Source organism: Staphylococcus argenteus, from assembly GCF_000236925.1.
GTDB classification, from domain to species: Bacteria; Bacillota; Bacilli; order Staphylococcales; family Staphylococcaceae; genus Staphylococcus; species Staphylococcus argenteus.
The window spans coordinates 1,418,069-1,434,138 of sequence record NC_016941.1; the positions used below are offsets into that span (position 1 = coordinate 1,418,069).

The following is a 16,070-nucleotide window of genomic DNA, read 5'->3' on the forward strand; positions in this document are numbered from 1 at the left end:
AGAAACAAATTATTTTTTATTCTTTTTTGATTTCTTTTTCTTCTTTTTAGCTACTACCTTTTTATTGGTATGTTTTGCTGAAGATTTTTTAACCTTAGCTTGCTCTTCTTTTTGATTTTTCTTTTTAGCCAATAATAAAGGTGCATCCTCATCATTAGATTCAATAGTACGTTTTGTTGTGTCAGCTTCTTCATCTTTATCGCGGCGACGTTTTGCAATTAAAAGCGGAGAATGCTCAGTATCTTCCAATGATTTTTCATCTTCATTTTCATTTGTTACCTCGAAATCCTCTTCGTCTTTTTTGCGACGTTTTGGCATAAAGAATGGTGTATGTTTCACTTTATTGAATGATTCACTGTTTTTGCGTTCATCATTTTCTTCTAAAGTTAAATCTTCTTCTTCTTCTTTTTTGCGACGCTTTGCAAATAAAAGTGGCAAGTGTTTAAAGCTGTCTTTAGAGTCTTTCTCTTTATCGTTACTATTTTCTCTAATTTCTAATTCTTCCTCTTCGTCTTCTTTGCGACGACGTTTTGCAATAAATAACCAGAAGCTAGCTAGTAAACCAGAGATACCTACAACGCCAATTGCGTTTTTAATGATATTGCCAAAATTGTTACCTAAATGACGCATATGAAGTGGATCAATTTCATCATCTTCATCACGTTTCGTTTTATGGCCGGTACTTGAATTGTTAAATGGATGATTTGTAATGCTATTTCCATAACCAATTCGTAAATTGCCATTAACATGTGTATCTGAATTTGTTGATTGCTTATTATGCTCAGATGTTACAATTTGAACTGCTAAAATACTAGCAATACCTCTGTTTAAAGCATCTTCTACTTGTTGAGTCGAACGTGCATTATTAATATTTCTAATTATTTGACCCACTATTTTTATTTAAAATATTTTCAGCATTTGCAACGGCTTGAGTATAAGCAGTTTTCTTATCTGAATCAGCATCATGATAGTTTTCACTTGCTAGTGTATTCGTTTTATCATTAATACCATTTTGCAAGTTAGCCATCGCTGTATTCAATTGCGTACCTGTATTAGATACTGCTTCTACACCAGCTACTGTTGTTGCTTGATCAATTTTAGTTGTTAAATCACGTTTTTGTGCATTATTAATTGACGTTAAGTTATTTAATGCATGTTTAGCTGCATTCTTCGCATTTGTAACGTTTTGATCACCATTCAATGCATTTTTAGCACTCGTAACATTTTGAATAGCCACTTCAACATCTTGTTTAGAAGTATTTGCACCTTGTGTTTTATTCAGAATTGCTTCCGCTCTGCTTACTGCATTAGTATATGCATCACGTTTAGCTTTATCTGCATCAGTAAATTTAACACTTTGTTTAACTGTGCTTTGATCATGGATAGCTTGTTCTAAATTGCCCATTTGCGTATTTAATTCAGTTGCTGCATTTTTAGCTGCTGTTACGTCACTCACATGACCCGCACGATCAATTTGTGATGAGAATGCTGATTTTTGGTTATTTGTTAAGTGTGCTAACGTATTTAAGTTTTGTTTTGCAGTGTTTTGTGCATTTCTTAAGTTTTCAGCACCGTTTAAACCATCTTTAGTAGTATTCACTTGTGTTGCAGATTGGGTAATCGCACTAGCATCCATAGTCGGATTAGTATTTTGATTAATGATACCTTTCGCATTTGACACAGCACTATTATATGCTGACTGGTTATTCGGACTTGCGTCTGTATAGTTTTGACTACCTTTGACTGTAGTTTCGTTAGCAATGCTATCTCTTAAGCCTTTCATTGCATTATTCAATGCTTGTCCATTTGTTTGAACAGATTGTACATCATCTAATCTATTGGCTTGTCCCACTTGTTCTTTCAATTTAGCTTTTTGAGGTGTATTTAATTGCGTTAAGGCATCAATAGCAGTATTGGCGTTTTGTTTTGCTACACGTAATCTTTCGTCACCATTTAATTCTTGTTTCGCGCTGTTCACCTGATTAGCTGCAGCTGTTACTTCTGATGGCGTCGTAACAACCGTTGGCGTACCGCTAATAATATGTTCAGCATTGGTAACTTTAGTTGTGTAAGCATTTTGTTTTGTGCTATCGGCGTTAACATATTTACTGCTTGCTAACGTATTCGTCTTATCAGCAATGGCATGTTTTAATGTACCCATTGCCGTATTCAGTTCAGTCGCATTATGTTGTACATCGTGTGCATTAGATACGCGTTGTGCACCATTGGCTTGTGCTTTTAATGCATCTTTTTGTTTTTGATTTAAATCAGATGCGCCATTGATTGCTGTAATCGCTGCTTGTTTCGCATTATTTAAGTTTTGCGTACCATTTAATATATTTTTAGCATTGTTTAAATTATTAAGTGCTTGTTCAACTGCTGTTTTCGCTGTATTTGGACCGTTTTGCTTATTTAAAATTGTTTCAGCTGCTGATACAGCTTGATTATAAGCATTACGTTTTTGTTCGTCTGCATCTAAGAAGTTTTGGCTTGCTAAAGTTCCAGCTTTATCGTTGATAGCAGTTTGTAAGTTACCCATTGCACTATCTAAACTATTCGCACTTTGTTTAACAGTTTCAACACCAGCTAAGTTTGTAGCTTGTGAAATTTGATTTGTTAAATCATTACGTTGTGCAATAGTTATATGTGTTAAAGTACCTAAATGTTGTTTCGCTGCGTTTTGAGCTGCAATTAATTTTGCATCACCATTCAATGCATCTTTAGCAGTATTCACACGTTGTAATGCTGCTTCAACATCATTTTGCGCAGTGTTTGGACCATGTTGTTTATTTAAAATCGCTTTAGCTGCAGTAATAGCATTATCATACTCTTGTTGTTTATTTGTATCAGCATCACGATATTTCTCAGATGATTTAACTTGAGTTTCATTGTTAATACCACTTTGTAAGCTAGCCATTGCTTGATCTAAATGTTGCGCATTTTGTTTTACAGTATCAACACCACTCACTCTTGTTGCACTTGTTATTTGACTAATCAAATTGTTCTTTTGAGCATCTGTAATACTCGTCAATGTGTTTAAGTACGTTTTCGCATTTTGTTTTGCTGTAGCTAAGTTTTCATCACCATTAAGTGCTGTCTTAGTACTATTCACTTGCTCTGCTTTTTGTGTAATCGTACTAGCATTCATTTCTGGATTACTATTCGCATTAATAATTGTTTCAGCAGCAGCTACTGCGTTGTTATATGCTGTTTGCTTATCATTATTAGCATCTACGTAATCTTCACTTGCTTTCGTCGCATCTTTGTTGGCAATACTTTGTCTAAGCGTATTCATCGCTTGATCTAATGTATTGGCACTTGATTGAACTGTTTGAACACCAGCGACAGTCGTGCCACTGTTAATTTGATTTGTTAAATTCGTTTTTTGTGCAGGTGTTAAATGCGTCATATTATTTAACTGCTGTTTCGCTGTTTGTTTCGCTTGATCTAATAAACGCGTACCATCTAAGTTAGTTTTAGCCGAATTTACTTGATTCATCGCTTCTGTAACTTGATCTTTCGTTTTATTGGCGCCGTGTGCTTGATTTAAAATATCTTTCGCAGCTTGCACTGCATTTGTGTATGCTGTTTTCTTACTTGGCGTTGCATCTTGATAATTTTGACTATTTAATGTCGTTTGTTCATCATTGATCGCACCTTGCAAGTTACCCATCGCTGTATTTAAATCTGTACCTTGTTTTTTAACAGTATTTACGCCAGCAATATTTGACGCAGCATTAATTTTAGATTTAACATCTGCTTTTTGAGCATTATTTAAATGTGGTAATGCATCAATTGCTCTTGCAGCATCTGTTTTAGATTGCGCTAATTTTTCATCACCATTTAATGCAGATTTATTAGTAGTAACAGCTGAAGTTGCATTGTTAACATCATTAACAGACATCGTTGGATTTGTTGATTGATTAATGATTGTTTCGGCACTTGAAACTGCACTGTTATATGCATTTTGTTTAGGTGTATCTGCATCCGCATAATCTTCTGTACGTTTCACTTGCTCTTTATCTGCAACAGCTTGTCTCAAGTTACCCATAGCACTATTTAAGTTTGTTGCATTTTGCTTAATCGTATTGACAGCCTCAATTTGATGCTCACCATTAATTTGCGATTGTAAGTTTTGACGTTGTGCATTATTCAAATGATTTAAATGTCCTAATGCAGTGTTCGCCTCTTGCTTCGCAGCATTTAATTTAGCTTCTCCATTCAATGCCTGTTCTTTACTTGTGACATTTGATAAAGCATTGTTTACATCACTTGGTGTTATGACAGGATGTTGTGCATTACCGTTAATAATGTCATTCGCATGGTTGTATGCATTGTTGTAGTCAGTTTTCTTATTAGTATCCGCATTGACATAATTATCACTTTGGACGACTTGGTTATGATTAGCAATACCTCGTTTTAAACCTGTCATTGCAGTATTTAAGCTTTGAGTGGTTTGCTTAATATCATTTACTGCTTGAACATTTTGCGCACTATTAACTTGTTGTGTTAATGCATTCTTTTGTGCTTGGTTCAAATCACTTGCATGCGTAATCGCATTTGTTGCTTCTGTTTTCGCACGTTGTAAGTTTTGTTGACCATCTAAAGCATCTTTTGTTGATTTCACTGATGCTGCTTTTTGGTTCACTGTATTAACGTCCATCGTTGGATTATTCGTTTCTCCAACGACACCTTTGGCTGCATTGACTGCATTATCATACGCTTGTTTATTAGCTTGTGTTGCGTCAGTGTAATTTTGACCTGATTTAATCGAATTATTATCCGCAACACTGTCTTTTAATTTCGTCATCGCATTATTTAAAGCTGTAATGTTAGACTTAATTGTTTCAAGTGCAGCATGATTTTGAGCAGCATTAATTTGTTGTGTGAAATTATTTTGTTGTGCCTGGTTTAAGTTAGATGCACCATGTAATGTATTTAATGCTGGCTGTCTATCTAATGTTAAACCTTGACGTGCTGTATTTAATTGATCCTTAGCTTGGTTTGCCTCTGCCACTTTATCATTGATATTTTGGACAGTTGGATTGCCACTCAACACTTGATTAATTTCAGTTAACTTTTGACGCGCTGCTTGTAATTTTTGGTTATACGCATTTAACGAAGCGGTCGTCATACCTGTTGTATCTGTTGGTTGATTAATGCTTTGTTCTAATTGCGTTTTCGCATTTTGAAGCGGCGCTTTATCTGGTGTTAACGCTTGACGTGCATGATCCAAATCAGATTTAGCTTGATTTGTCGCAGTAGTATTTGAATTAATTTGATCTACTGTAGGTGAGCCTGCTAATACTTGATTGATTTGTTGAATCTTATTACGTGCAGCCGTTAACTTCGCATTATAAGCATTTACAGAGTCTTGCGTCATACCAGTTGTACTTGTTTGCGTATCAATACTTTGTTGTAATTGATTTTTCGCATTTTCTAAAGGTGCTTTATCGACAGTTAAGCCATTACGTGCTTGATCAAGCGCTGATTTAGCGGCATTCGCTGCTGTAACGTTTTGTCGAATAGTTGCAACGTCTGGATGAGATGCTAGTACGCGATCAATTTCTTGAATTTTAGTTCTTGCTGCTGAAAGTTTGTCATTAAATGCAGCAACAGATGCACTTGTCATACCTGTCGTACTTGTAGGTTGATCAATATCATTTTGTAATTGAGTTTTTGCATTTTGTAATGGTGCTAAGTCTGGTGTTAAGCCAGCAATTGCTTGTTTTAAACTGTTATATTTTTCTTCTACTTTTGTTTTTTCAGCGGCAATTTGTTGGTCTGTCGCATCACCATTATTAATAACAGTTTGTGCATTTGTTGATTCTGTTTGACCCGCACGTTTAGCATTTTCATATGCTTGGATTGATGATTGAGTCATACCATCAGTAGTTACTGATTTATTGATTTCTTCATCAAGTTTCGTTTTAGCAGTTCTTAAAGCACTATTATCAGCTAAAGGTACTAATTGATTAATCGCCTGTGTAATTTTATCATTTACACGATTTACATTTGTTAATGCAGATTGTACCTCTTGTACTGTTCTTATTGGCTTCTGAATGATAGCATTAGCACTATTTTTAGCACTTGTGAGTTCTGCTTGTAACGCGTGCATTGAATTATTATACGCAGTGATACTTGCTGGTTTCTTACCAGTTGTTGTACCAGTACGATTCAATTGTTGTACTGCTTGCTCTAAAGCGTGCGTATCTGCTGTTAAATCATGTTTCGCTTGGTTTAATGCTGTTAATGCGTTATCGACACGATGTTTTTCATCTGAAATTTGTTGTGCAGTTGCATCACCATTGTCAATAACACGTTGAGCTGCAGTGATTTCAGTTTCTGCTTCACGTTTCTTCGCATTATAATTATCAATACTTTGTTGTGTCATACCTGTTGTAGATGGCACTTGGTTTACAGAACTTTGTAAGTTATTTTTAGATGTTACTAATTGGCTATTATCTTCTTTATTTTGAAGTAATGCTTTAGCTTGATCAATCTTAGTTTGTGCTGCACGAACTTTAGTTAATGCATCTGTAACTTGTTGTGGTGTTGCACGATCATTATTAATCACTTGTTGTGCTTCTGTCTTCGCAGCATTGATTTGTTGTTGCGCATTATGAATTGCATTATTGTACTGCGTAATCGTACCTGGTTTTTTACCATCTGTACTCACATGGTCATCTAAATGATTTTTAGCTGTGATTAACTCACGTTTATCAGATTTTGTGAAAATGGACTCTTGTACTTCTTCATTGCTGCCATCATTGTAAGTTACTGTCACAGGAATAGTTGTTGTACTACCACCAGCTAAATTAGTAGGCATTGCTGTACCATTTTTAATCGTTGCATTACGTTTGTTTGCAACTTGAACCGCATTGTTAATTTCAGTAGCTGTTACATTTGAACCATAATCTTTCACAATTTCAGTTGTATTGACAGTATGTTCTGCCGGTGCAGTCAATGTACTTGTATTACTACTTGCTGAATGACCTGTACCTGCTTTCGGCGTAATAGTAATCGTTGAATTTGGTTTTACCGTATTTGCATTAAAAGTCACTTTACCAGTGTGTGCATCTAACGTTACATAGTCAGGTTTATTTGCAATTGTCCATTGATTATTTTGTCCTTGAACCACGCTTAGTGTCTTACTATGTTCTGCACCATTACCAACTTTTTCAGTATATGCAATATCCATAACTTGAGTCGGATTAATTAAATGACCTGTTGGGTTATTTGGCGTGATATCAATGTGACCATTTTGCCAAATTTTCGTAGTAGCTTGGTTCGGTTGTGGTGCAACTACTGTAAAATCATCACTATGTTGTTCATCACTGATTGTTTCACCGCTACCTTGCGTTGCAACAACTTGAATTGTATCAGCAGGATTGAAAGTACCAGCTGCAACCGTAATGCCATTATTAGTTCCAGCAATACCTGCAACATTTGCTGCAGACGCTTCTTTCACCCATGGACTCGTATTATTATGACGTGTAAATGTAGTTACAACATTACCATTACGTTTAATAACTAATTTGTCTGCGTAAGTTGTGACATTACCAGCATGTGTATTCACTGTTTGGTTCACACCAGGTGCAATAGTAATCGCTCCTGCTGCTGATTCGGTAACAGTAGGTTTTGCTGGTTGCAAATTTTTCACCACAAATTTTGCAGGTTGAGATGTCGCAAATGTATGTCCATTATAGATGACATCATATTTTGCATTAACCACTTGTGCAGTATTTGGTTTATTCATAGCTGCCCAGTTTGCATCATTCGTACCAGTTGCCGCATTATTCCATTTATAAGTAAATCCATCTGTTGGTAGTCCAGTCGCATTTTCTATATGAGAATAGCTAGAAGCTTGCGTACCACTTGGTAAAGTTCCGCCAACCGTTGTTGTATATGTGCTTTGAGGGAAATCAAATTGATATACATTGACTGTTACAGGAACACGTTTCGGTGTAGAAATACCTGGATACGTTACATCAACATTTAAGTGTTGAACCCCAGCTTGTTGGTTATTTGGTTGTTGTCTATTTGCCCATGCTGCAGTGATACCATTTGTGTTGGTATTTGGATCAAAAGTAATGTAGTTAATAGCATCCGTTCCATTAGTCAAATTTTGTCCTTTAACATCACGTGCTGGTGCTTTCGCATTGGCCACAGGATATACTTTGACTGGTACTTCTACATTTCGCGTACCTTGACCACTTGGTAATGTTACAACTGCAGTTTTATGAGTGTTGCCGACTGTATTCTTCCATGTATCTAGACTATCTTGCCATGCAACTGTTGCACCATGTGGTGGATTTTGAATAAAACGTTCAACATGACCGAAATCAAATCCATCTCCACCTTTAATAAATACAGGACCTTGAGAAGTCGCTTGCAATTGAGGTGTAACTGTTACATGTGCACTATCATTTGAATCTACTGATTCGTTTCTAGTGACGTCTACTGCTCGACCATGTTCATCTTGAGTAGTATATGTAACATTGTTCATTGAAATTGAAGATCTTGCTTTAATTTCTCCATTTGGTAATGGATCGCTAACTGTTACAACTGCAGAATATCGGCTTCCATAAGTAGTATTTGTAATTGTTAAAGGCGTATTATCTGCTTTAAATAATTTTATTGACGAACTACTCAATACATTATTGATAGTAATTTGTTGATTTGATAGACCTGCTTTATAAGCTACAGAATTTGCATCAATTCTCGGTGGATCAGGTTTAACTTTGGCTAAAACTTTTACAATTTGCGTTTGTCGATTATCATAAGTAATTCGAATATCTCTAGTCGAAATACCAACCACATCTTTACTAGGGCCATATGAATCTGTAAATTGGAAATTCATATGTTGTGCATTTGTTGTCCATGAATCATTAACTGGTTTAACATATTGTTTTGCTTCATATACATCTGATACATCTGGGAATACGACACCTCTATTTGTTTCGAAAACATGTTTAGGAACTGTACTAACCACTTTATATGTTGATGTTTTCGTAATTGGCGTAGTCTCTCCATCAATCAAAATATGTGCAGATACAGTGATGTCTTGACCAATACGTGTATTATCTTTATTTGGAGCTTGACCAGTAACCCAAGTAATTGTCGCATCAGGAATTGCACTACCATTTGATAATTTAAAATAATCAGATGGGCTAGAACCATTACCTGTAGGGAAATCCTGACCTTGAACAGTATAATGTGGATGCGATACAATTTCCGGAATCACATGCTTTACAGGTACATTTACTGTTGATGTTGTGCCGTCTTGGTATGTAACTGTAACTGTTACATTAGCATTATTACCTGTACGATGAACATTACTAACTGTTTTACTCGTTATTTCATTTGCGCTTGCTGTTGCGTAGCTTCTATTTGGCGCATTAGTCGTAAACGTCAACGAATTAATAATTGCCGTTTGATCTGCTTGAGATATCGTTGCATTATTCGCAATATTGGCAATTCTTACAGGATGACTGTCTGTTGAAGACGTTCCAACTCGATATTTATCATGTAAAGGTTTAATCGTAACGCTAAAAGATGTTGCTGCCGTATTACCACTTGCATCATTTGCCACTAAATTGATTGTCTTGTTTGTTGTAGATGTCACATTTGGCGCTGTTGCAGACACATGTTGATGATTATTGTCTACAGTACCAGCAATTTGTGATGTGGTTGGGACAGTTATTGACTGCACACCAAAGTTATCATTTGCTGTAATTGTGTTTGTAAATGTTTCACCAGAGAACACTTGATGATTCGCATAATTACCTACTGTAATTGTTGGATTTACTTTATCACTTGGAACAAAATAAACATTAATGACATCAGTATTGTTAGCAAGTGTTTGATTTAAATGTTCAATGTATTGTTTTGGACCATAAGGCGTTAAATATAATTGCGCTTTGTATACAGCATCTTGCTCGTTATGTGTTGAATTATTTTTAACAACGTGATCAAGTGTAAATGCAGCTGCACCATTTGCTGCTGGTTCATTTACACTCACAACAGTTGCGTTACTATGATTTGAACGTACATTTGAATTTGTAATCTCTTGATTGTTGTTTCCATTAGATGCGTTTACAATATCTAATACTTGGATAACATGACCATTTAATGTATATTCTCTTTGCTTACCATTACTTGCAGACGTTTGAGAATAACCAGTAGTTCTATAATTTGGTCTGCCACCAGCTTCTGCTTGAGCCTTTTCATTACCAGCAATATTATTACGCAATCCAGGAACAGTAGTTGTCGCTTTTAACAACGTTAAAATATCATTCGTATTAATTTGTGTACCTAATGTTGCATCATAGTGATATATCAAAGATTTATGATCATCAGACCATGACAAACCACCATCTGTAGGTCGCGAAGCGATTTTTCCATTTGTCCAAGTAACCGTATAGTCTTGTGGGAAGTTAACCCAACGCAGGAAGTTCATATGATCTAAATTAGATGTAAATGATTTCGATAAGCGACCTTTATTAATATTAACGTTTATCGTACTAACATTGGCACCATTAGGTGTATTTGTAACTGAAATATCTCCTTCAGCAAGAGTTATAGCATCTCTATTCGCAGCTATAAATGCTTGTTTTACTTTTGAAATTTCATCAGCTGTTAAATCATATGTAGATGAACGGAAAACTCGTTGATCACCTTCAGGTTGTTTAACATCAACAATTTTTAAAGTTAAATAGAAATCTTCAGAGTCTTTATGATACGCATTTGTTGCCGTTAAGTGATACAACTGAGAACCTGCATTCATTTGACTCACTTCTTGTGCACTAGGAATTGTTCTATCTGCCCTAATATTTATAAATGTACTATTAGGAATCGCATGTCCATTACTCAGAGTGAAATATTGTTTCAAATCACCGATATCAAATGATTGACCTTTAGCAATTGTAACTGTTGCAATTTTATTATTATTTGCTGTTTGATATTCTGTTTTAATGACTGGTTCATATGTCATCACGTTCGAAGCATCAAGTTGTGTTGATGAACCATCACGATAATGAATTGTCACATTACCATTATTATCAACAGTAATTGGATTTGTAGATGAATAATAACCATTTAAATCTGTATTTTTATTTTTTAATGCATTAATAATTTGTTGTTTTACACCATTTGACAAAGAAGTAGGATTAGCAACTACTATCTTCTCTGGATTACCTAATACGATAGGATGCACATCTTGACTAATTTCGCCTACATGGATTGTCACCTGTTTAGATTGACGATCGTTTGTTGTGTTATTAACATTGTCGGTTGCTGTAACTTTAAATGTAATATCACTATTGAAGGCTTGATTATTTGGTATTCTTCCAGTGATTCTCAAAGTACCATTATTGTTTGTTTTAGTTAAAGTCGATGTCCATCCACTTGGTAACGTTGCAACATTTGTACTTTTCACACCAGAATGTCTATCTGTAACACCTATTGTAAAATTCACTTCATCGCCACGATAATATTTCGTACTTAATCCAGTTGGATTATCAATTGTTGGCGGTATATCATCCGGCAAAATTGTGACACCATTACTTAAATTTGATGCTACTACATTATTGTAATAAACAATTGCTTTAACTTGTTGACCGACATGTGGCAAAAACACTGTGTATTGATCTACAGGTATTGTTAGTGTTGTATGCACACCATCTGGATGTTCTGAAGCGATTTTTGAATAATTCGAAGGTATCTGATCTGCTTCTGAACCGCCACTATTTGTATTAGCATTAGGAACAACTAAATAAACAATAGCAGTTGGGTCTAATGGAACACCCGAAACTGTAACCGGTGCTTTTTGTAATGCTTTACCTCGTAATTCTTCAGCAGTTGTTGTGATTCTTGGTACATGTGGTTTAACACGTATTTCAAATGGTTGTTCTTTACGACCAAAACGCACAGTTCCGAAATAGTCCCCAGGTAATAAGTTACCAACAAGTTCAATATTTCTTTCTCTATTATTATTAGGTCGGTTTGTCGAGTTCTCAATGTGTAATGTACGTGGAATACCTGTAATTTGCCAATCACTGTCTGAAAAGTTTACATTACTTGTTAAATTAATACGTATTGGCTGATTAGTAGAAACAAAACCACCTAAGTTCACAGAAGCATTACCTTGATTACCAGTATATACATAAAACACTGGATGTCCCGCTTGCTTTGAAAATGGCTTTTGAGCTAAGTCTTCAGTATCATCATTTTTATAAAATTTAATATTATGTTGTATTTCAGGTAAGACCGTTAAGTTTACTGGTACCAATGTTTCATGATTTCCATATCCATCAGGATAGTCAAATCCAATCATTAATCTTATCGGTCTACCACTTCTAGCTGCTTCTTGTAGTTTTTGATCAGTGAACAATTGACTTATTTCATATTCATTTAAATCATGTGCTCTTCCATTTCTAAATGCTGTAGGATTATCATTGGGTGAGTAAAAACCTAACACTTTATTACTAGGTGTTCTAACGTAGCTCAATGGATCATCTATAAAGTCATCAACGTTTAAGTTAGTACTTTCAAGTATCTTTCTATCTTTAAAATTATTTTGACTAACCTCAACTCTTTTCGTAGTACCAAGACGATACGAACGATTAACAATTTGTCTTAATCCATCTAATCGTAGTTGATAATCACTGTCGGATTCAACGTATAACTGACTATACATAAATAGTTGATTATATTCTAATGCACGACCACCAGCTGCATAATACAACTTATTTGTAGTTGGTCCTTGTGTTTTAAATGAGATTGTATAGCTTGCATCCCCTTCACCAATAAATGTATACACTTTTGGTACACCTGGTGATTGTGTTGGTTTTTCACCATTAATATATTCAAATATTTGTTTACCAAATGCTTTTGTTGCAGCTGGTGCTCCTGCTTCACTAAAGTAGTCACCTGCACGAGCTAAATCTTTTAAGCTATAGATTTGTACTGTTGCCCATTCATAAATAGTCTGTCCTTGTCTATTTCTAATTTTAAAATCTCGTGAACGAGAATCATTAACACCATATGGCCACATTTGCGGTAACGGTTTGTTAGCACCTTGTCCTGCACCATTACTCCACTGTACATTCGTACCATCAGCATTAACCGTTACAAAATCTGTTCTTCCTACTGGTGTTTGATCAGCCGGTAATGCAAACCAGAAAATCATTTCTTCATGCGGTGCATGTCCTTTATTAAATTTAATAGTCCATTGATAACCATCATTTGTTTGTTTTGCAGTCATCAGTACAATTTCTTTTGCTGCAGATGCTTTCAAAGTATTCCAAGGTGTAGTTGGTAAATAGTACGGTGCACCTTTATTAGAAGCGTTAATATATGTACCTGCAGGGTAACCTGAACCATCATTTGCATTTTCAACATAGTATGAAGAATCTGCATTTTGATAATTAGATACTGATCTCGGTTCTATAGATCTTGACTCAACAGAACGCGTTTGAATTCTACTCGAACGACGACTTGTTTGTTGGCGTTGTGGCATTGTACGAATTAAAGCAACAGCTTGTTCTAATTCTTTATATGCAAGTTGCAAGTCTTTATTGTTTATTGGATCATTACTACCTAACAATGTATTGATTTTGTCAAAAATACCTTTTACGTAGTTAAATGTTGCAGAATCTGCATTATCACGGTCAATGTAGCGATAATCATGATAATTTGCATCGAAAAATGCTTGTAACTCATTACGATCATGTTGAACGTTACCATTTTCCGATGTATCTGATGCTGTCACTACATTTCCTTGATGACTTTCAATATGCGTTGCTTCACTTTGATTTGTAGTGTTATTCGCAGTATGGTTTTCACCTTGCGCATGATTATGGTCTTCTTGACTATTTTGCGCCTTAGCAGCATGGGAATCATTGTTAGATTCTTTTGGTTGAACTGCAGGTTGCTCTTTTGCTGTAGATGTCGGCGCTACATTTGCATCTACTTGTTTGGTTTGATTGTCATTAGATTGTTGAGTTACTGTGTTTGTAGTAGAAACTTGACTATTTTGTGAATCTTGAGAAGTTTGTCCTTGTGATTCTCGATTATTCGTCTGTTCATTGCTACCTTGTTGTGTTTGTTTAGCTACTGTTGCAGCTTGATTTGTTTCTGCAGCATGTGCATGTGATGTATTTAATCCTAAAAATACCAATGTCGCAATAACCGTTGAAAATGTTCCAACTGTATACTTACGAATACTAAACTTTTGAATTTTATCACGATAATTCACAGCTATTGTTCACTCCTTATCTTGTTGTTATGTCTCTGTTGTGTTGTGAATGTATTTACGTTTGATTGCATGTGCATTGTAATGTTCAGTCTATTCTCAATTAAAAATAAAAACTGATGTCGATTCAATACAATTTAACAATCTATCAAAAACGTATTGAAACACATTACAACTATGTGTTGAACAATTTATTTATGCTCCAGAATATAATAACACAAAATATATTCATTGGTAAATTGAATTTGTGACAATTTATAATAATTATAAATAAAGTAGTGTAAAAGGGTAATAAAAAACCGTCACTTTTGTTTGATCATCAATGTGATCTCACAAAAGAAACGGTTTATTTTTTGTATAATTTTATTATTGTAGCGACATTTATAATTTCAAGCTAACTTTATTTTATTGTAATTGTGATACGTTTTGTTTTGGCACAAGTATCAAAATGATAATGAATGATAAAATTCCCATACCTGCATTCAACCATAAAGCTATCATTGCACCTGTATAAATATTTGAAATACTTGATACAATTGCATAAACTGCACCACTTAATGCAACACCAAATGCCCCACCTAATGCGGAAGCCATTTTATATATACCTGCAGCAACGCCTACTTTTTCCAATGGAGCATTTGCTATAGCAGTATCTGTTGATGGTGTCGCATAAATTCCAAGACCCAAACCAAAGAATAAATAACCAATAATGCAACAAATGACATATATGACCTCTGGAAGAAATGTTAACGAAATCAAACATTCACCTATAATCAATACACCCGTACCAATTAACATCGGTTTCTTACAACCAAGTATTTGAAGTAACTTTTCACCTACACGAATCATAATAAGTACCATAACTAGATAAGTTATTGATAAACTACCGGCTTGTAATGATGAATAGCCTAGTCCTCTCTGCACAAATGTATTTGCTACAATTAACGTTCCAGCAACACCGTTGAGAAGAAAGTTTGAAGCAGTTGCACCAGTATAGGCTTTATTTTTAAATAGTTTAAAATCAATCAACGGGTTTTTAACATATTTTTCAAGAATGATGAAATATGCGAAAGATCCAATTGCAATCGCTAGCAAAATGATAAACATCATTGATGTCACACCTAATTCTGCACCCTTTGTAATTAATATATTTAAACTTAATAACATAATTACTAATACTATCAGACCTTTAATATCGAATTTATTAATTGAAATGTTTTTAGCTTTAGTTTCTGGCGTACCTTTAATTAATATCAGGGCTACAATTGAAATCACAATTGAAAGTATAAAAATCCAACGCCATCCTAAAATGGTTGCTACAGCTCCACCAAAGAATGAACACACACCAGATCCACCCCACGAGCCAATTGACCAATAACTTAACGCTCGTTGTCTATCCTTACCAACATAATATGACTTAATTATAGATAACGTTGCAGGCATAATACATGCTGCTGAAATTCCTTGTATTAATCTACCAATAATTAATAGCAGAGGAACATTAGAAACAATAATTAATAATGATCCTAGAATACTTAAAATAATACCTATATTTGTCAGTTTAATACGACCATATTTATCAGCAAGTCCTCCCGCACCAACTACAAACATGCCAGAAAACAATGCAGTTATACTAACAGCAATGTTAATCGTTCCAATATCAGTATTAAAGCTATCCTCTAGAATTGGTACAACATTAACTAGTGATTGTGCAAATAGCCAAAACGTGATTACGCTTAAGACTATTCCAATCAACAATTTATTATTACCTACAAACGCTTCTCTAGACGGCTTTTCCATCTCTTATTGCCTC

At 34.9% G+C, this 16,070-nt stretch carries 2 protein-coding genes and 1 pseudogene; all 3 read right to left on the bottom strand.

Annotation, left to right across the window (positions count from 1 at the left end):
- Positions 1-9: 9 nt before the first annotated feature.
- The 3 genes and pseudogenes from SAMSHR1132_RS06690 to SAMSHR1132_RS06700 all read right to left on the bottom strand — a co-directional run bounded on the left by SAMSHR1132_RS06690 (position 10) and on the right by SAMSHR1132_RS06700 (position 16,057).
- On the bottom strand, positions 10-891 hold the full coding sequence (locus tag SAMSHR1132_RS06690) for a hypothetical protein (protein ID WP_042355199.1): 882 nt from the start codon (positions 889-891) through the stop codon (positions 10-12).
- Positions 881-14,260: pseudogene (gene ebh, locus SAMSHR1132_RS06695) on the bottom strand (hyperosmolarity resistance protein Ebh); the annotation flags it as partial. The pseudogene ebh and the gene SAMSHR1132_RS06690, both read right to left, overlap by 11 nt.
- A 402-nt stretch (positions 14,261-14,662) precedes the next feature.
- Positions 14,663-16,057, bottom strand: a complete 1,395-nt coding sequence (locus tag SAMSHR1132_RS06700) for an MFS transporter (protein ID WP_000414701.1) — start codon at positions 16,055-16,057, stop codon at positions 14,663-14,665.
- Positions 16,058-16,070: the final 13 nt, after the last annotated feature.

Coding starts and splice junctions, on each gene's coding strand:
- SAMSHR1132_RS06700 (WP_000414701.1), bottom strand. CDS start 16,057: ATGGAAAAGCCGTCTAGAGAAGCGTTTGTAGGTAATAATAAATTGTTG.